The 20,534-nt window shown below is 45.9% G+C and carries 10 protein-coding genes; 8 read left to right on the forward strand and 2 right to left on the reverse strand.

From position 1 onward, the window contains the following. The first annotated feature begins 31 nt into the window (after positions 1–31). Genes KIK04_RS21775 through KIK04_RS21790 form a run of 4 tightly spaced genes read left to right on the forward strand, consistent with a single transcriptional unit; the run spans position 32 to position 12,448 of the window. Positions 32–2,275: an AMP-binding protein gene (locus tag KIK04_RS21775; RefSeq protein ID WP_232275753.1), complete on the forward strand. Its 2,244-nt coding sequence runs from the start codon at positions 32–34 to the stop codon at positions 2,273–2,275. Then, positions 2,268–10,265 carry a polyketide synthase gene (locus tag KIK04_RS21780; RefSeq protein ID WP_232275755.1) on the forward strand — a complete coding sequence of 2,666 codons (7,998 nt, stop codon included), beginning with the start codon at positions 2,268–2,270 and terminating at the stop codon, positions 10,263–10,265. The genes KIK04_RS21775 and KIK04_RS21780 overlap by 8 nt, the downstream gene beginning before the upstream one ends. Before the next feature lie 26 nt (positions 10,266–10,291). Beyond that, entirely contained in the window at positions 10,292–11,053 is a 762-nt protein-coding gene (locus tag KIK04_RS21785; RefSeq protein ID WP_232275756.1) for a thioesterase II family protein, read from the forward strand. Positions 11,054–11,071: 18 nt separating this feature from the next. Beyond that, positions 11,072–12,448 carry an MATE family efflux transporter gene (locus KIK04_RS21790; protein ID WP_232275758.1) on the forward strand — a complete coding sequence of 459 codons (1,377 nt, stop codon included), beginning with the start codon at positions 11,072–11,074 and terminating at the stop codon, positions 12,446–12,448. 213 nt (positions 12,449–12,661) lie between these two features. On the opposite strand, the gene thrS is transcribed toward KIK04_RS21790, so the two are convergent. Beyond that, positions 12,662–14,575 (reverse strand): threonine--tRNA ligase, encoded by a 1,914-nt coding sequence (gene thrS / locus KIK04_RS21795; protein ID WP_232275759.1) that lies wholly within the window; start codon positions 14,573–14,575, stop codon positions 12,662–12,664. A 657-nt stretch (positions 14,576–15,232) separates the two neighbouring features. Here thrS and KIK04_RS21800 point away from each other — a divergent pair. The 4 genes from KIK04_RS21800 (at position 15,233) to corA (ending at position 19,379) form a co-directional block, all read left to right on the forward strand. Beyond that, positions 15,233–15,994 carry an ABC transporter ATP-binding protein gene (locus KIK04_RS21800; RefSeq protein ID WP_232275761.1) on the forward strand — a complete coding sequence of 254 codons (762 nt, stop codon included), beginning with the start codon at positions 15,233–15,235 and terminating at the stop codon, positions 15,992–15,994. Positions 15,995–16,010: 16 nt separating this feature from the next. After that, positions 16,011–17,840: an FtsX-like permease family protein gene (locus KIK04_RS21805; protein WP_232275762.1), complete on the forward strand. Its 1,830-nt coding sequence runs from the start codon at positions 16,011–16,013 to the stop codon at positions 17,838–17,840. Positions 17,841–17,909: 69 nt separating this feature from the next. Then, positions 17,910–18,272 (forward strand): DUF1093 domain-containing protein, encoded by a 363-nt coding sequence (locus KIK04_RS21810; RefSeq protein ID WP_232275763.1) that lies wholly within the window; start codon positions 17,910–17,912, stop codon positions 18,270–18,272. A 156-nt stretch (positions 18,273–18,428) separates the two neighbouring features. Beyond that, entirely contained in the window at positions 18,429–19,379 is a 951-nt protein-coding gene (corA, locus tag KIK04_RS21815) for a magnesium/cobalt transporter CorA (protein ID WP_232275765.1), read from the forward strand. Positions 19,380–19,476: 97 nt separating this feature from the next. Here the strand turns inward: corA and KIK04_RS21820 are convergent, their stop codons facing one another. Continuing rightward, positions 19,477–20,391, reverse strand: coding sequence for an alpha/beta hydrolase (locus KIK04_RS21820; RefSeq protein ID WP_232275766.1), 915 nt, complete (start codon positions 20,389–20,391; stop codon positions 19,477–19,479). Between the last annotated feature and the right edge of the window lie 143 nt (positions 20,392–20,534).

Raw genomic sequence — 20,534 nt, forward strand, 5'->3', positions numbered from 1 at the left:
CAGACGTTATTGCTGAAAAGGAGCACACAATATGGCTACCAATAACACGACGAGTATACAACACGACACCGACTCTATTGTTAACATGTTGGAACTGAGAGCACAGCGTACTCCGCATGGAATCGCGTACGGAATGCTCGACGCCCATTTTAATTTAACCGAAATCACCTATTCAGAACTGTTCGTTAGAGTAACGACATGTTCTGCTCGTCTCTCCACTTTAAACGTGGCGGAAGGGGATCGCTGTCTGCTGATGTTTCATCAGGGAATTGATTTCATCGTATCGTTTCTTGCTTGCCATCGCATTGGGGCAATTCCTGTCCCTTGCAATATGGTAAGCCGTCATAAATCGCTTGTGAAATGGGAGAATGTAGCTAAAAGTGCACAGGCAAATTGCATTATTACAGACCGAAACAGTGTTTCTACTGTGGAACAATGTATACAACATAGTGAAGTTTTGAGTTCCTTGCCTATCTATGCGGAAGATGGGGAACCGGTTGCTAACGCTGTGACAGGATTTAACGAACTCGCTTTATTGCAATACACATCCGGTTCCACTGGAGATCCGAAAGGAGTGATGGTTACTCACTCCTCACTCATGAATAATTTAAAGCAGCTCGACGCTAAATTTGAGTTTAACGAGCGCAGCGTTATGGTGAGTTGGCTTCCTTTTTACCATGATATGGGCTTGATTATCGGAATTCTACAAGGGTTGTATTCGGGTTATAAAGTTATTTTGATGAAGCCTGTTGATTTTATGCAGCAGCCGCTGCTGTGGCTGCGGGCCATTTCAACTTATGGAGCGACTCATACTGGAGCGCCAAATTTTGCTTATGAACTGATTGCTGACAAACTGCTACATGGTACTGCGAACGAATTGGAAGGTGTGACGTTAAAAAGTTTGGAGCGAGCTTTTTGTGGGGCTGAACCGATTCACTTGAATACGCTGCACAAATTTAATCAAGCTGCTAAGTCATATGGGCTCAAGGAACATGTATTATGTCCAGGATACGGTTTGGCGGAGGCTTCCCTCGTGGTGTCAACCTATTGTGTAGGGCAAAAAGTAGGCTGGCTAAAACTGAATAGAAGCGAGCTTCAGCGTGGTATGGTGTCTATTTTAGATAGAGGAGTGGTAGATGACACGCTGCACCTGCCTGATGAATGGGCCACAGACGAGACGTTCTTGGTCGGTAACGGATTTGTTATCGATGAACATGAACTATGCGTACGAAATCCTGACGATGGAACGGAATTAGGCGTTCAGGCCATCGGCGAAGTGTGCTTCTCGGGACCTTCGGTTACTAAAGGCTACTGGAATCGTGCAGCGGAAACGAACAGCGCATTTTTGTGTGATGACACGAATGGCCAGGTATATTTAAGAACAGGTGATTTAGGTTTTAAAGATACAAATGGCGAGCTTTATATGGCAGGTAGAATAAAGGATTTGATCATTATTAGGGGGATGAACTATTACCCTCAAGATATTGAGCGCACATCATTTCTTGCCGATGATGACTTACGGACAGACGGTGCTGCTGCTTTTTCTATTCACCACGATGGCGAAGAAAAGCTCGTTCTCATTCAGGAAGTGAACCGCACGGCTGTCCGAAATTTGCAGTGCGACAAATGGGCAAGGCAAATAAGGGACGCTGTCCTTCAAGTGCATGGTATTCCGGTGGAGACGATCGTCTTTATTCCACCGATGCACGTTCCGCGCACGACAAGCGGAAAGATTCAGCGGAGCAAAGCGAAGCTGATGTATGTAAATGGCGAATGGAGCAAAGTACTAGGCGTCTTTTCGGCGGAGCAAGTGCGAAAAGATTTGGCTGCTGTTAACGGAGCGGCTAACGGTGCATTTAATCGAGCAGTTAACGGAGCAGTTAACGGGATATTTACTAATCAAGAAGAGCTAGCCGACTATATGATCGGACTTGTTGCGAATCAGCTCGCTGTTCCAGCGACTGAAATCGATCGCAGTATCTCTTTTACGGAACTTGGCATTAACTCCATGATGTCGCTGTCTATGCGCAATTCACTTGAGCAGGCATTGGGTTGCACTGTTCCAGCAACTGCACTCTTTAACTACAATACAGTAGCGCAGATGAGTGAATATTTGCTCGCTCGTACCGCTGGCAACGGCCATATTGCTAGGCAGCAGCTGGCGAATGAGCCCGCAACGAATCGCGCTGTATCGTCATCCGAGTGGGACAATTGCTCGGAGGAGGAGCTGTTTGAACTGCTGAAACAAGAACTAGGAGGAGCGATCAATGTCTGAATCAGCAACTAAGAGTGAAATCATAAAACAAGCGCTTCTTGAAATTAAAAGGTTGAAACAGGAGTTGCATGCCAAGCAAAGCGTCCTCCATGAGCCGATTGCTGTGATCGGCATGGCCTGTCGTTTGCCGGGGGGAATTACGAGTCCACCGCAATTTTGGGAAGCGCTAGTAGCCATGCAGGATATGATCCAAGCTGCGCCAGCTTCGCGATGGGGGACGTACCGCCCACCCAATAATAGCTTGCATCCGTTTATGCAGAAGGCCGGTTTTTTGACGGAAGATATTGAAGCATTCGATCACAGGCTATTCCGGTTTTCACCCAAAGAAGCGGAGCGAACGGACCCGCAGCAACGCCTTTTTCTTAAAGTGTGTTGGGAAGCGCTAGAAAATGCAGGCTATGCCCCGAATCAATTAAGAGGTTCCCAAACGGGAGTTTACGCAGGGGTTACTTTACCGGACTATATTCAACAATCGTATTTCAACCATAAAATGAACGCTACGCTAGAGCCTAACGATGTCACGGGCAAAGGGTTCTCGTTTTTATCCGGCAGAGCTGCCTACTTTTTCGGCTTTCAGGGGCCTGGTATTACGGTAGACACCGCTTGCTCATCATCCCTTGTTACCGTCGATCAAGCGTGCAAGGGTCTGCTCTTGGGTGATTGCGATATGGCGATTGCCGGTGGTGTGAATCTGATGTATTCACCGGAAATAACGGAGCTGCTTTCGACATTAAATATTTTGTCACCCAACTGTGAAATTCGAAGCTTTGATGCCAAAGCTAACGGCACGGTCAGAGGTGAGGGATGCGGAGTTGTCGTGCTCAAAAAGTTGTCAGCGGCGGAAAGAGACGGCGACCATATTCACGCGATTATTAAAGGAAGCGGTGTGAATCAGGATGGACTAAGTTCAGGACTGACCGCTCCGTACGGCCCCGCACAAGAACAGTTGATTTCAAAGGTGTGGGCACGCTGTGGGCTTGACTCCCGTGATATAGGCTATATTGAGGCACACGGCACAGGGACAGAGTTGGGCGATCCGATCGAAATTTCGGCACTAGGAAATGTAGTAGCCAAGGATAGGCTCGACCCGCTTTATGTAGGGACAGTAAAAACGAATATCGGACACCTCGAAGCGGCCGCAGGCATTGCTGGTCTAATAAAGGCCGTGCTAGCTGTCGAGAATGGGAAAATACCGGGGAATCCCCACTTCGAGACGCCTTCCCCTCATATCAATTGGAGCGAACTGCCTTTGGCGGTGCCGAAAGAGACACGATTGTGGGAAAATAGCATGCACAAGCCGAGAATCGCTGGAGTTAGCTCCTTCGGTCTAAGCGGAACGAATGCTCACGTTGTAGTTGCGCAGTATGGCGAGGATCAGCGGCATAACATGGAACAACAGCATAACGTGGAACAACGGCACGATGAGGAACATTCGAGTGGCTATGGCACAGGGAAAGCGTGGCCTTTCAAGTTCAGCTCGATTACGGAAAGTGGACTGCGCGATCAGTTGGAGACGTTTTTATCGTATTTAGATTTGGACAACGTTGAGCTGACAAGTGAGACAAGCTTAGCCCAGCTAAGTTTCAGTCAAAACATGTCGAAAGCGGATTTGAAACAAAAAATCGTGATCTGGGCCGATTGTATAAGCGAATTGCACAACAACATTGGGCAGGCGCTCGAAGGCCGAACAAGTCCTGCTGTAAGCCGCGGGAACACGGATAAAAAAGTAATCTTTATGTTCTCAGGACAAGGCTCGCAGTATCCTTCTATGTTTAAAGATTTTTATCAGGTCAACCGTATATTCCGAAGTTATATCGATGCCTGCAATAAACACTATATGAACGAGACGGGTGCATCGCTGATCGACGTTATTTTTTCAGCGGATAGCCCTTTGCACGAAACCCGTTACACACAGCCCGCTTTGTTTGCTGTTGAATACAGCTTGGCACAAACGTGGATGGCCTACGGCGTCGAGCCATCTTTCATGTTAGGACATAGCGTTGGCGAATATACAGCAGCATGTCTGGCCGGCGTCTTCCATTTAGAAGATGCTATGAAGTTGATTGTAGCACGAGGCGAGTTGATGTACGCGCTTCCTAAGGATGGCAAGATGGCCGCGGTTCATGCCGATAAGGATGTTGTTCTTCACATTGTGCAGCCTCCAACATCCCTATCCATTGCGGCTACCAACACGCCGGAGCAAACGGTCATTTCCGGAGCTAGTCAAGAGGTGGAGGATGCTTGTAACGCCCTGCATAACGCGGGCATAAAAACCGTTGCGTTGCAAGTTTCGCACGCTTTTCATTCATCGCTTATGGAGTCGATGCGCACGCCTTTCGAAGTTATAGCGCAAGAAGTGAATTATTCCAAACCTACGAAGCGGTTGCTATCTAACGTAACCGGCAAATGTATCGGCGAGGAAATGGCATCTTGGCAATATTGGAGCCAGCACATTGTAGCGGAAGTTAAATTTTGCGAAAGCATCCAGTCGATTGAAAATCCCGATCAATATGTGTTTCTGGAAATGGGTCCTTCGGCCGTCCTCTCTACTATGGTGGAATGCATATGTGGGGATAGCGCGGATTGTGTCGCTTCTCATCATCCTGACGGGCGCACGGCGGAACAGGTTGAAGCAAATCTGTTTCATTTATACACCCGAGGAATACCTATAGATTGGAAAAAGTATTATGCCGATTCGGGTTTGAAAAGAGTACCTGTACCGAACTATCGATTTCAGGAGCAACATTTCGGACTTGAACCGTTGTTCGGACAATCCGCCATTTCGCAAAAGCAGGAAGAGCAGGAAACACAGCGTGTGGAACAAGCGCTACAAGTAGAACAGGCGCTGCAAATAGAACAAGAGGAGAGCGCTGTCACGCTGGGTGGACAGGCCTATCGGCAACCATTTTCAGATATAAGTGAAGTGAAAGCTTTCATCCGTGCAGCGTTAATTCGCGAACTGAAGATGGAAGCGGACGAGCTGTCGGACGACTGCAATCTGCTGCTGTACGGCTTGAACTCCATTGTGATCACAAAGCTAGTTGCGATGTGGAAAAAGGAATGGGCTGTGCCTTTAAACACGGGTAGCTTTTTAAGTCCATGCACGATTAACAGATGGTCAGACATTTTGGTTGAAAAAATAGGCATTCAAACGATGCCAGCTAGTTCCAGTCTCTCGTTTTGTTCATATCCGGACCATACATATGAGCCATTCCCGCTGAACGAAGTTCAATATGCGTATTGGGTCGGAAGAAACGACGAAATGAAATGGGGCGGGGTTGGCTGCTATACCAGCTTTGAACTCGACATGAACGATGTTGATCCGATCCGGTTCGAGCAAGCGTTACGTGCTTTGACCCAGCGCCATGATATGTTGAGAGCGATTATCTCAGCGGACGGGACGCAACAAATAGCACCGGAAATTAAGCTGCCTTTGACTGTGTATCGTAAGGAACAAGTTCGCGACATGCATGTGCATCTTGAAAAGGTGAGAGAGCAGATATCCACACAGGTCATTCCGCTCGGGCAACCGATGTTTGACGTCCGACTTACTGAAATAGATGAACGCAAATGGCGGATTCATTTTGGGATCGATTTCATGATAGCTGATGCATGGAGCTTATATATTTTCTGGACAGACTTGGATCGGTTATACGCAGGTCAGTCGTTGCCAGCACTTGAATTGTCGTTTAAAGATTATGTGAACTACACTTTTGAACGCAGGCGAAGCGAGCAGTACGAATTAGATAAGAAATACTGGCTGGACAGGGTCGAGCAATTTCCGACTGCTCCCGCGATTTCGGTGAACTTGTCAGGAGGAGCCCTCACAAAAGGGAAGTTTGTCCGACGGCAAAAAGGAATTGACCATGCAACATGGCAGCAGTTTGTGCGCGCTGCGGCCGAGCAGCATGTGACACCATCAGCTGCACTACTAAGCTTGTATGCAGAAGTTCTATCTGCATGGGGAGCGGGTAGCCATTTTGCCATTATGCTGACCGTATTTAACAGGGAAGCTGTTCATCCGCACATTAATCAAGTGATCGGCGACTTTACGCAATTGTCACTTGTTGAAGTTCGTCGAGACCATACTACAGCCGCCGCAAATGCGGTTTCCATTCAGTCCCAAATGCAGGCGGATATTGAGCATAGCGGTTTTTCCGCAATTGATTTCGTTAAAGAACTGAACAGCAGGGATCATACGCAGGAGCGGATGTATCCTGTCGTGTTCACCAGTGCGCTCGGCATGGATCAGATGCACGGCAGCGCTGAAAGTGAATCGTTCTTGGATCATATGGGCTGGTCGGTATCCTCAACGCCTCAAGTTTGGCTGGATCATCAGGTTTACACCGACCAAGCGGGCATCGTGCTTTCGTGGGATACGTTGGACGCCGTATTCCATCCCGACGTCGTAGATTGTATGTTCGAGCAGTACGTCTCGCTAGTCATGCGAGCAGCAACCGATGCGCACTTCTGGTCGGGCGCATTAACCGATCTGCGTACCGAAAGCCAGCGGCAAGTCCATGCGCGTGCCAATCTGACGTCCACTGATGTTAGGGACATTAGGGACACTCTGCTGCATGAACATATTCGACACAGAGCGATTATTACCCCTGACAGGACAGCTATTGTGTTCGAAGAGCAGCTGTATAGTTACAGGCAGCTCATCGAACGAGCCAATCAAGTGTCGGAATTGTTGCAACAACGAGGCGTCAACAAAGGGGACAAAGTCGCATTGCAAATGCGAAAATCGTTTGAACAAATTGCCGTCGTGCTAGGAATTGTTCAAGTTGGTGCCGCCTATGTTCCCTTATCTTACGATCATCCGGTAAGTCGGACGTTAGATATTGCTCGTCGTGCGGGCGTAAACGTATTGATCGTCGATGACGATTTACATGTACAGGACGATTTACACATACAGGATGAACACTTACAGTTCCTTACCCCTGCGGATTTGAATGGGAAGAAAGGGGTGTGGGCTGAAGTTGAAATTAGCCCGTCAGCGCTCGCTTATGTGATCTACACATCCGGATCTACAGGAACACCGAAAGGTGTTTGCATTGAGCATCGTGCAGCAATGAATACGGTCGTTGATGTGAACCGTCGTCTTCATGTAACAGCGGAAGATCGCATGTTAGGTCTGTCTTCGCTAAGTTTCGATCTGTCCGTGTATGATATTTTTGGCATCTTGACAGCAGGTGGAACACTTGTCCTCCCTACGGAATCGGAGCGGTTGGACCCTAAATGCTGGCGTACACTATCAGAACAATATCAAGTTAGTCTGTGGAATTCGGTTCCGGCACTAATGGACATTTATACGGATTATATTCTGAGCAGCGATCACGTCGGCCAAGATACGAGCATCAGGCATATGATCCTGTCAGGAGATTGGATACCACTAGGATTATTCGACAAAATCCAACGCGCACTACCAAATGCAAAATTGACGAGCATGGGTGGGGCAACAGAGGCTTCGATTTGGTCGAACTATTATGACGTTGCTCGTATTGATCCAGAATGGACCTCCATTCCTTATGGTTATCCACTTGCCAACCAGTCTTTTTACATTCTCGACGAATTTGGCAGACCGTGCCCTGACTGGGTGCAAGGCAAATTGCATATCGCAGGACAGGGACTTGCTTCCGGCTATCTGAACGAAGCGCAATTAACGAGCAAAGCGTTTGTTTATCATGCGGAACTCAAGCAAAGATTGTATGATACCGGAGACTACGGTCGTTATATGTCCAACGGTATTATCGAATTTCTCGGCAGAACAGACAATCAGGTTAAAAGGAATGGCTACCGGATCGAAATCGGAGAGATTCAGGCTGCGATTGGAAAATGTGGAATTGCGGGCGATCCCGTTATTTTACCCATTGGAGATCGGATGGAAAGCAAAAAGTTGATCGCCTTCGTCAAAGGCGACCCCGCTTCATTTGACGAGTCGGGGCTGAAACAACGCTTGAAAGCGTATTTGCCGAGCTATTTTATTCCGGACAAGCTGATTGCAATGGATCATTTTCCTATTACGTTGAATGGAAAAATCGATAGGAACAAGTTGCTTGACCATTTTAACGAGTTGTCCACACATGCGCATTCGTCCGTTAACGATGCCGTATCGGAAGTAATCTCCGAACATCATCCGGTGATGCAGACGGTTCGTGACATCCTTAACTTGCCAGATTTGAGACCGGAAGAGCATTTCGGCGCCAAAGGCGTGTCTTCCGTTGACATGATTAGGTTAGCTAACCATCTTGAAACGGTTTATAACGATAGACCTTCCGTTGGAGAAATGTTGAAATACAACTCTGTGTCGGAGTTAATTTATTTTTATAAACATAAAGATGTTGATTTCCAACCGAAACAAGCACAACAAGCACAACAAGCAGAACAAGAACAACAAGAACAACAACAACAGCAAGAACAACAAACAACCGACCTTACCGTCGCTGAAGATCACGATGTAAATGCGCTGGAACTGTTAATTGAGCAGTGCTTCGCTAAAGACATCCAGATATGGGTAGAAGGCGAGCGCTTGAAATTCAAAGCCCCTCAGGGAGCGATGACTCCAGCCATACAGGCTGAACTAAAGGCAAATAAAGACGGGTTGATCCGGTATATGCAAGATACATCGGACTCTAATGGAATAGGTGCTGCTTTACGGTCCAGAAGGACTTTCCGACTAACGCCGCTTCAACTGGCTTATGTTATGGGGCGTTCATCGGACTATGAACTCGGGAATACGAGCGCACATTATTACTCCGAGTTCGAATGTAACAACATCGATCCGCAGCAGCTTGAGGATGCGGTGAACAAAGTAATTGCAGCACATGAAATGCTCAGAACTGTTATATACGAAAATGGTACCCAGCAAGTATTGCTGGACACTCCTCATTTTCATATTCCGGTACAGCAGATCGATGATGGGGAACAACTCGCAGCGATCCGAGCCGAGTGGTCCCATCACTGCTATGAACTTGGCCAGTGGCCGATGTTTCATGTGCAGATTAGCCAATTGAGTGATCAAGCTGCGATTCTCCATTTTAGTTTTGATTGTTTAATCGTGGATGGTTGGAGCGCGGAGATGATGTTCCGCGAAATTTTCAGGGCGTATGCTGGCAAGCCAATCGTGCAACCTGACTTTACGTTCAGGGAGTATATGAATCAAGAAGAGAACTGGTTGAAAGAGAAAAAGTATCACCAAGAAGCGCGAGTATATTGGGAAGAGCGTATTAATCATCTTCCACCTGCACCCGATCTCCCGCTAAATACAAAGTTGAGTGACATCGCTAAGCCTCATTTCCGCAGACTGAAGTTTGTGCTGTCGGAGGCGGAAACGCGTATTTTTACAGCGAGGATAAAAAAATACCAGTTCACACCTTCAGCGGTGATTTGTACCGCGTATATGAAAGTTCTTTCTTACTGGAGTAGTCGGAAAGACATTACGCTTAACCTTACCTTATTTAATCGACTGCCGTTAGATAAGGATGTACCGCAGATACTAGGTGATTTCACCAACATTGCGCTCATCTCTTATTTGCATAGCTCGGACATGTCGCTTGTCCATGAGATAGACGATGTCCAACATCAGCTATGGAAAGCAGTCGAGTATCGTACGCACAATGGGCTCGATCTGTTGCGCAAGCTTGCGAAGGGTTCGGCAGGCAAGGCGATTATGCCGATCGTATTCACGAGTCTTTTGTTCGGAGAATCCTCGGCAACTGACGAAGATTCCCTGCCACCGGATATGAAGGAAGGGTATGCAATTAGTCAAACCCCACAGGTCGCTATCGACCATCAGGCCTACGAACGGAACGGTTCAATGGCCCTGATCTGGGATATTGTCGATGAGGCATTCGAAGACTCGCTCATTGAAAATATGTTTGCCGCATACAAAAGTCTAATCCAGCTCCTGATTGCTGAGGAAGACTGGAACAACGCCTTCACCGTTTCTCTACCAAATAGTCTTGATAGCAGTGACTTACACGACTAACACGAGCAAGAATGGATGGTGCACGTATGGAAATGACAAATAAATGGTTTCCCTTCGGTTGTCAGCGCGATATAGACAAGGAAATTCGAGTATTCTGCTTTCATTTTGCGGGGGGAAGCTCGGCTGCATTTAAACATTGGACGACACCGAACTTACCGGTGGAGTTTATACCCGTCGAGCTTCCTGGTAGAGGAGTACGTATATCGGAAGCTTGTATGGAGAACTTTGATGATCTCATCGAGCAGTTAATGGCGAACCTGATTAAGGTGTTGGACTATCGACGTTTTCATTTTTTCGGACACAGTATGGGGGCTGTAATCGCCTTTGAAGCTGCCTATCAACTACAGGACAAATTCGGGATTTTGCCTGAGCAGCTCATTGTCGCTGGACGTCATGCGCCTCATCATCCTGATCCATCTTTGTTCCAAAGCTATATGAGCGATGAAGCTCTAATCGCGGAAATCAAGCGACTGGACGGAACTCCTAAAGAAATATTGGAAAATCGAGAAGTGATGCAATTTTTGCTTCCGATGATTAGGAGCGACTATAAGCTGCACGAAAGTTACAACTATCGGGGGAACAAGCTGAATATTCCGATTATCGCACATGCAGGCACAGACGATCCTGAAGCCGATGCATCGTTGATGCAGCATTGGAGTGAAGTTACGGACGGGACATTTGAGCTACAACAATTTGCGGGCAATCATTTTTTTGTACAAAATTTACGGGACGTGTATCTCGTAGAGCTTATCAACAAGGTTAGACAGAAGGAGTTGCATGCTTTGTAGAAGGGGAGAAAAAGTCGTATGAATGAACAAAAGAGAATGATTCTTTCCGATAACTTATGGAAGGTTATGTGGAAGCTATCATGGCCTGCGATTGTTGCAATGATTCTCTACGGACTTAACATGATCGTAGACGCCATCTTTGTCGGGAAATTTGTAGGTGAGGATGCGCTGGCTGGCGTATCGATTGCGTATCAATTGTCAGCGTTAACGCTTGGACTTGGTTCACTTATCGGAGTAGGGGCAGGGTCTTTACTCGGTATCTCGATCGGTGCTAACGATTTGCAAACGCAGAAACGGTTACTCGGCAATGTCAATTATTTGACGATTGTAATCTCCATCTTGTACACCATTGTTGGGCTAGTGTTCGCAGTTCCTTTAGTCAAAATGATGGGTGGAACCGGAGTAGCTCTTGAATTGGGAGTAACCTATTACCAAATAACTGTCATCGGTTCTGTGTTGTGGATTTATGGACTTGCTGCCAATATGCTTGTCCGCGCAGAAGGAAAGATGAAATCGGCCGCTGTTATGATGGGAGTAGGGCTACTAGTCAATATCTTCTTCAATTATGTGTTTATTATTTTATTGGATTACGGGGTAAGTGGAGCAGCATGGGCGACAAATATCGGCATGTTGGTGTACACGATATTGGGCATCTTGTATTTCAAAAAGGGGAAAGCTTCGTTCCCAACAGGCAATCCACTTGCTGTACATCGCAACAAACAAATCGTGAAATCGATCGTCTCGATGGGGATGCCCTCCCTTATCATGAACATTATGATCGCCGTTCAGGCCGTTGTTGTATTTGATGTCCTATCGACGCACGGAACGATTTATGATATCGCATTTTACGGCGCCGTATTTCGAATATTTAATTTTTTAATGACGCCCATCTTCGGATTGATGCGTGCCTTACAACCCGTTATTAGCATTAACTATGGAGCGAAGCAATACAGTCGCGTTATAAGCGGCTTCTGGATCTTTGTTATTGCGGGCATGCTGTTCATTCTTCCATTCTGGGCCGTGTTTATGATTAGTCCACAAACCGTGCTAGGTATGATGTTCGATGTTTCGTCTATTGACAGCGCTAGTTTAATAAACGCCAAAATCTTTCTCTCCATCTTGCCGCTGCTGTCATTTATGTTCATGGCGATGACGTTATTTCCGGCAATCGACAAGAGCAAGCCGGCATCGATTCTAGGAATTATGCGACAGGTCATATTTTATATACCTGTGATGATCATCGTTCCGAGAATGTTCGGATTAGATTGGATATATCTTGGTTCTGCGCTTATCGATCTAGTTATACTCGCAATCACGTTTATACTTGTGTTGAAGACATTCAAACAACTGAAAGCAGCTGAACGCTCCGTTGAGCATACGCACATAAGCGCATGAAGCAGAGGATTTCAAATTGAAGTGAGACGAGTATGGAAAATGTTAAACCCAATCATTCATGCTTATTTGAAAATGAGTGACTCGTGATTTAGCCACTGTTACAGCAGCAGTAGCGGAAATCAAACATTAAACACGCTTACTTAGCTGGTTGCCACCTTACTGTGAATCGAAATTAGCAGTAAGGTGGCTTGCAGCAGTATCAGGCTAAAGCAACTATTGTCGCGAAAGAATATCTGCTTTGATGTGCCCAATCATATCTTGCACATGGTTGGAGCCGATGTCTCCCGCGCCTCGTTTCCGTACGGACACCGTAGCGGACTGCTGTTCATTCTCACCAATCACGAATAGGTAAGGAACCTTCTCAAGCTGCGCCTCGCGAATTTTGTAACCGAGCCTTTCGTTGCGCAGATCGATCTCAACGCGAATTCCTTCCTCATCCAGTGAACGTTTCACTTCATAGGCATAATCGGCGTACTGCTCGGATACAGGTAAGATTTTGACTTGTACCGGCGCTAGCCACAGCGGGAAAGCACCGCTGTAATGCTCCGTCAAAATACCGATAAACCGATCGATCGAGCCATATACCGCACGATGAATCACGACCGGACGATGCTTTTGACCATCATCACCCATATACGACAGATCGAATTTCTCGGGCATCTGAAAATCGAGCTGAATCGTTCCGCATTGCCAGCTTCGTTTGAGCGAATCTAAAATATGAAAATCAATCTTCGGCCCATAAAACGCGCCATCGCCCTCATTCAGGCGATAATCCAATCCGCTCTGATCGAGTACCCTTCGCAACGATGCTTCCGCTTCGTCCCACAGCTCCTCAGAACCCATCGAATCTGCTGGGCGAGTGGATAGCTCCACCGTGTATGCAAACCCGAACACCTTATAAATGTGGTCGATCAAGGCAATCACACGGCTAATCTCGGCTTCGATTTGATCCGGCCGAACGAACAAATGCGCGTCGTCCTGACAAAACGTACGAACTCGCATCATGCCATTCAGCGCCCCGGAAAATTCATGCCGGTGCACCTGACCGAATTCCGCGAGGCGGATAGGTAGCTCGCGATACGAATGCACACTATTTTTATAAATAAGCATGTGCCCAGGGCAGTTCATCGGCTTGAGCGCAAACGTCGCATCGTCCACATCGCTAAAATACATATTGTCTTTGTAATGGTCCCAATGCCCCGACTGCTCCCATAGCCTGTTGTTCATCATCAACGGTGTACGGACTTCATCGTATTCGCGCTTGCGTTGAAGCTCCCGTGCAAACTGCTCAAGCTCGTTCCGAATGGCCATTCCTTTTGGAAGATAGAACGGCATCCCAGGCGCTTCCTCCGAGAACATAAACAAGGCGTGCTCTTTGCCGAGCTTGCGATGATCCCGTTTCTTCGCTTCCTCCACAACATGTAGGTACTCATCCAGTTGAGCTTTTTTCGGAAACGACGTTCCGTAAATACGTTGCAGCATCTTATTGCTGCTGTCTCCACGCCAGTATGCTCCGGCCACATTCAGCAACTTGAACGCCTTAATTCGTCCTGTCGCTGGCAGATGCGGCCCGCGGCAAAGATCGACAAACTCACCTTGCTCATACAGCGAAATAACGGCTTCCTCCGGCAAATCATGAATCAATTCCAGCTTGAGCGGGTCTGCAAGCTGTTCGAATAGGGCAGTCGCTTCCGCACGGCTAACAACTCGACGCACGATAGGGAGGTTCTCCTGAATGATTGCCGCCATCTGCTGCTCAATTGCGGCTAAATCATCAGGAGTCAGCGGTGTTTCGATATCGATATCGTAATAAAAACCGTCCTCGATAACTGGCCCAATGCCAAGTTTGACCGCTTTCTCGCCATAGATGCGCTTTACTGCTTGCGCCATCACATGCGCCGTACTATGCCGATAAATGCTCTGACCTAATTCACTATCCAGCGTTACGATTTCAACGAGGCAATCATGGTCGATGCAAGTTGAGAGATCGACAAGCTGGCCATTTATTTTCCCAGCTACCGCATTTTTTTTCAGGCCGATACTAACCGATTCCGCCACTTGTTCAATGGTCGTGCCTTGTGCGTACCTCCTTGCAGTTCCATCTGGCAGTGTTACATTGATCTCCATGATTAAGCCTCCCTTTCTGGTTAATTCCATCTATTCAAGCAGATTTACACGAAAAGTGAACGCAAAAAAACGCAACTCTCCCAGCAAGGGACGAGTGCGTTCAGCTCGTGGTTCCACCCTAATTCAATTTCCAGCATGTAGCTGGAAAATCCTTATTCGTATCCGGTAACGGGGATGAATCGGTGTCGCTTACTGCCACGATCGATGACGATCGGCGGTTTCAACGCCACGGCTACAAAGGGGTAAAGTTCAATCGCTAACTGAAGAAGCTCGCAGCTAATGCTTCTCTCTCTGGGCAGTGCGTAAAGAACATCATGTCTTTGGTCAAAGCCTTGTTTTTAATTTATGGACAATATTACATAATTCACTTTGGCAATGTCAAGCCCTCTTTTTTCGAAAAAAATGAATCGTCTGCTCTTTATTATCAACTTTAATAGGTGGAACTGCTTGCATCGTTTCCTCAAAAAGGCTTCACTAGCATTCTCGTTCATTTTTTCATTTCTACATCATATACACCGCAAACTCAAGATGCGCAATGTGATCAAATAGGCTGAAACATGACAAAAAAGTAAGGTAGGCGTCATGTTAATCAATGGTAGTTTCAGCGCTATTTCGGCAAAATAAGAGACAGATATTAACGTGTAGGAGGATGTACAAATGCAAGCACCAGTGGTAGATATTCAAAATGTGAAAAAAGTGTACGGTAAGAAAGGTGCCAATCAATCGCACGCCTTAAGAGGAGTTAGCTTTGCGATTCGTGAAGGTGAATTTGTTGGCATCATGGGGCCATCTGGCTCGGGTAAGACGACGCTGCTCAACGTCATTTCAACGCTGGATAAGGCGACAGAAGGCGTCATCAAAATTGCGGGCTCCGATATTACGCAAATGAAGCAAGGAGAGCTGTCTGATTTTCGCTCGCAAAAACTAGGCTTTATTTTTCAAGACTTTAATTTGATTGAGAATTTGACGATTTACGAAAATATCGCTTTGCCGCTATCTTTGCAAGGTGTAGCTTCCAGACATATTGGACCAAAAGTGCAAAAGGTTGCGGAAACATTAGGTATTGAATCCATTTTGCAAAAATATCCCTCGGAAGTGTCTGGTGGACAGAAGCAGCGCTCGGCGGCAGCACGCGCACTTGTCCATGAGCCAGCGATCATACTTGGTGACGAGCCAACAGGTGCGCTCGATTCCAAAAATGCGGTCAGCTTGCTAGAAGCGATGACGAACTTGAATGAAGAGCATGGTGTATCGATTATGATGGTCACCCATGATGCATTTAGTGCAAGCTATTGCCAGCGTATTTTGTTCATTCAAGACGGCGAATTGTACAAAGAAATTAAGCGCACAGCGTCGCGTGAAGCATTTTATAAAGAGATTTTGGACGTACTTGCCGATTTAGGCACGCACAAATCGTAAGAGAGGACGTAACCGAATGTTATTAAAGTTATCCATGTCAGGACTGAAAAGTAAGCTTAAGGACTATTTTGTCCTGCTCGCTGGTCTTATCATGTCCGTCTCGATTTTTTATATGTTCCAAACGTTAGCCTTAAACAAAGCTTTTCTAGAATCAAACAATGCGGGTATTAGCAGTATTCAGTTCGTCTTTCATGCTGGCTCATTTCTGCTAGCGATTATTACATTTTTCTATATTATGTATGCAAATTCGTTCTTATTGTCGCTTCGACAAAAAGAGTTCGGTATGTATATGATGCTTGGTGCCAAAAAACATAAAATTATGACGCTTATGTTTATGGAGACAATCGTACTTGGCTTTGCCTCTCTATTGTTGGGAACCGGTGTAGGCGTGGGGCTTGCCCAAGGGGTAGGCCAACTCCTTATGAAGCAAATGGAGTTTACAGGTAGTGGATATCATCCATTTTATTTCCCTTCCTTACAAGTAACGGCTATCTTTTTTACCATATTATTTGTACTATCTGCCATTTTGAATACGATCAAAATGTCCAGAGTGTCTGTATTACAGCTCATTCATGCGGAAGCTAATACAGAACGAGCAACGGTTAAAGGTAAAATGACGATAGTTGCTGCTATTTTTTCACTTGTATTATTGGCAATTGGTTACTATAGCATGATTAAAATTAATGTCTTCGCGCAAGTGGGCATTATTGTAGCCTTAATTACGATAACATCAGGTACGTACTTGCTCTTTATGACGTTTATGCCGTGGTTTATTAACCTGTTTAAACGAAATAAAAGGTCGTATGAAAAAGGGCTTAACATGTTTACATTTGCCCAGCTTCATTTCCGTATTAACAGCTTAACGAAAGTGTTAGGTACGGTTGCGATGCTAATCGCACTGGGGGCGGGAGCCATTTCGACGGGTATGGCTTTTCAGAACAACGTCATGGCAACTGCGAATATGATGTCCATTTATGATGCAGTCATTCACAATCCGACTACTAAAGAGAAATCCATGCTGGACACGATCACATTTAAAGAGTCAGATGAATATCGCTTTAAGTACGACAGTAAGTTTGTTTACTATGTGAAAGAGGATTTAGTGAGCCATCCACCATTCGTACGAGTGTATAACGGCATGAGTGGTGTGAAAAATACAGGTGAAATCAAGCGTGTATCCGATGAATTGCCGTTAGGGGATTCAACTAACTGGTCCGATGATTGGCATGAAGCGTTTAGGACGATTCATGTGGATGGGGCACATCCCGATCGCAAGATTCGAATCGTGAATGAACAACAATACGAGCAGCTTAAAGGGGAAGCCGGCGTGGCGTTTGTTGGACAAGCTGACGACTTCCTGAAGTATGAGCAGCAGTGGAAAGAGCTCGATCAATTGCAGGTAGCCAAATTTAAGCTAGACAGTGTAAATCAGCTTGATAGCAAGTACAGTGCATATAAGATGATGCACGGTTTCTCCAGCGGCCTTGTATTTATGGGGTTTTTCCTAGGGATCGCCTTCTTAGCAATGATGGCCAGCAGTTTGATGTTTAAAATTTTGACGGGGGCGACCAAAGACATTAGTCGTTACCAAATGCTACGCAAAATTGGCGTTCGCAAGGAACTACTCACGAAGTCAATTTATAAAGAACAGTTTTACGTCTTTTTGTTTCCCGCAATCGTCGGAATTGTACACGTACTCATTGGATTGAACATGTTCTCGTTTATTATCCTTGATCCGTATTACCGGGTATGGGTGCCGCTCACATTGTTCATCGCGATATACATGGTTTACTATGTTGTGACTGTGCAAATGTATAAACGAATTGTGTTGCCGAAAGAACAATAAGTCTACGTGTGTAGACCCATTCACGACCCAAACAACTAGAAGCACGACAACAAGAAGGGGCTGTTAAGGATGAAGAAATTTTCTATAATCGCATTGCTACTCGTCGTTACGATGTTGGCAGCAGGCTGTGGTATGCACGATATAATGTTTGAAAAGTACTACGTCCAAGTTAAAGGTGAAGGCGAATTGAAAGATAATAAACGTTATTACACGTTAACGGGATTTAGTAAAAATGGGACAGAGCGTTCCATTACGTTTACAAGCTTTAAAGAGAACAACGGTAAGCTAAAAGAAGGCGCGTTCCTCGCCCTTTATGTCGATCAAAAGGATGAGAAGAAAAAAGACGTGCTGGATATCGAGATGAAAAAGTATGAAGAAGTGCAAAAAGATGACCTGCCTAGTTCCGTGAAAAAAGGGTTAAATGTCGAGTAGTTTGCGAATGAGGAGTTAAACCGAACATAGGCTTCACTTGAACAAGCGACCGCTTCCCGATTGTTGGGGAGCGGTCGTTCGTTGTTGCAAAACGATGAGAGGTTAGGGCATACTGTAAGTTATGATCTTTTCATTTTTGTATAAGGGTGAGAACGTTTGATTCGTATTTTAGCAGTGACACAAGAGATGAAAATAGTAGAGCATGCTTCGCTTGAAAGTTTAAGCCAATCCAATATCAAATGGTATTGGGTAGATTTTGATCGACCGTCTGCCGAGGAAGCAGTGTTATTGGAACAACAATTTCATTTTCATCCGCTGGCTATCGAAGATTGCATTCATTGGCTACAACGTCCCAAAGTAGACCATTATCCGGATCTTCATTTTTTCATTATGCATGCGATTAATCCAGCTACATTGAAAGCCGAAGAGGTGGACTTCTTTTTAGGGACCAACTTCATTGTTACCTTCCATCTCCAACCATCTACTGAAATTGATCATGTATGGCAACAGATGACTGAACAACGACACCTAATCAAAAAGGGTCATGTTTACGCTACGTATTTAGTCATGGATAATTTAGTAGACAGTTACTTTCCAACCTTGTACCAAATTGAGGACCAACTAAATGAATTGGAAAATCAAGAACAGAGTGTAAGTATCCAAAAATTGCTGGAACAAATTTATACGATACGGGCTGATTTACTTAAAATACGTAAAACGGTTATTCCAATGCGGGATCTTTTTTACCGGATTATCAGTTCCGACAAAATCGCTGGCATTAAACAACATACCCCTTATTTTACGAATATTTATGACCATTTACTTAAGCTTTCGGAAATGATCGAGTCGAATCGTGAAATAACAGCCGATATGAGAGATAGTTATAATTCGCTACTTTCTAATCGAATGAATAACATTATGAAGACGTTAACCGTGGTCACGTCCATTTTTATTCCATTAACATTTATTGTTGGTATTTATGGTATGAATTTCGATTACATGCCTGAGCTTGCTTGGCGTTGGGGTTATTTTAGTGTGTTGGGAGTTATGGCTGTTGCTGGTTTCGGGATGTTTTTTTGGTTATGGCGTAAAGGTTGGTTTGATTAGTCTGAATTAAAGATGAGGGTGAGCTCTATGATAGGCTCACTCTGCATGATATAGCGACCGCTTTCCCGAACTGTACTAGGGAGGCGGTCGTTGTGCGTTATTCTCTGCCTGCTTCGACGAGCTTGCGGGCGACTAGCGCCGGTTCGCGGTGGAAGGGAGTCATATGGTCGCCGTTGCCCTTGATCAGGCGAAACAGTCCAAGGCGGCTGGACATGTGAGGATGCCAGCCATGTTGTTCAGTCTGCGGAAGCGCGGAATCCTCCGTAAAATACAAGTAGCTTCTAGGAATGTTAAGGCTATAAAATTTCGTCAGGTCCAGCTTCTCAAATAGTGGCCCAGCAGGCTCCGGAGTGACGGTTCGATAGATGCGAGTAGCAAGCTCAAGGTTGGCTGTATTCATAAACGTTTCACGCCATACTGGAAATGGGAGCATAATCGTATGGTCGCTTGATTGCTTGGCCAGCTCAGCCCACGTCGCTTTTCCTTCCGGCCCAATGTCGTCGGCTGCACTTTCTCCATTAGCGAGGACAAACGCATTCATAAATACAAGCCTTTTTATACGATCAGGTATCCGCTCCGCCACTTTCGAAATAACCGTCCCTCCGAAGCTGTGACCTACGAGCACAATGTTGTGCAAATTTCGTTGGGTAATATAATCAACGACCGCATCAACATAATTGGCATGCGTCACATTTTTATGTGGGTCAGTGCCGTGTCCAGGCAAGGTGGGCGTATATACTTGATGGCCTGCACGTCGTAAGGCCTCGGCTGTTTTGTGCCAATAACTTCCATCTCCCCAAGCGCCGTGGACGAGGACAAAAGGAAGTGGCTTATCGATGCGGGTTTCCTCGTGTACGATATGGTTCTCTGTTTCATTCGCAACCGCTACTGGCGCGGATGAATATCGTGCGACGGCGTTCGAGGTATTTAGATAAACATAGGGATGATTGCCTTGGTAAGGCGGATAAGACACGGGTATCCAGCAAGGTGGTTGATAGTAGAAACCATGCATAGATCGTTCACCTTCTTCTCAAAAGTAGTCATATGCCTATAGCCTATGTTGAGTTGCTTGGCGATGACACACTTGGTTGAACGTCGTTGTTACGGTTGTGCAGAGGCAGTGTTCTACTTGACGGAATACGAATAATCATTTAT

The organism is Paenibacillus sp. 481 (genome assembly GCF_021223605.1).
Taxonomy (GTDB): Bacteria; Bacillota; Bacilli; order Paenibacillales; family Paenibacillaceae; genus Paenibacillus_B.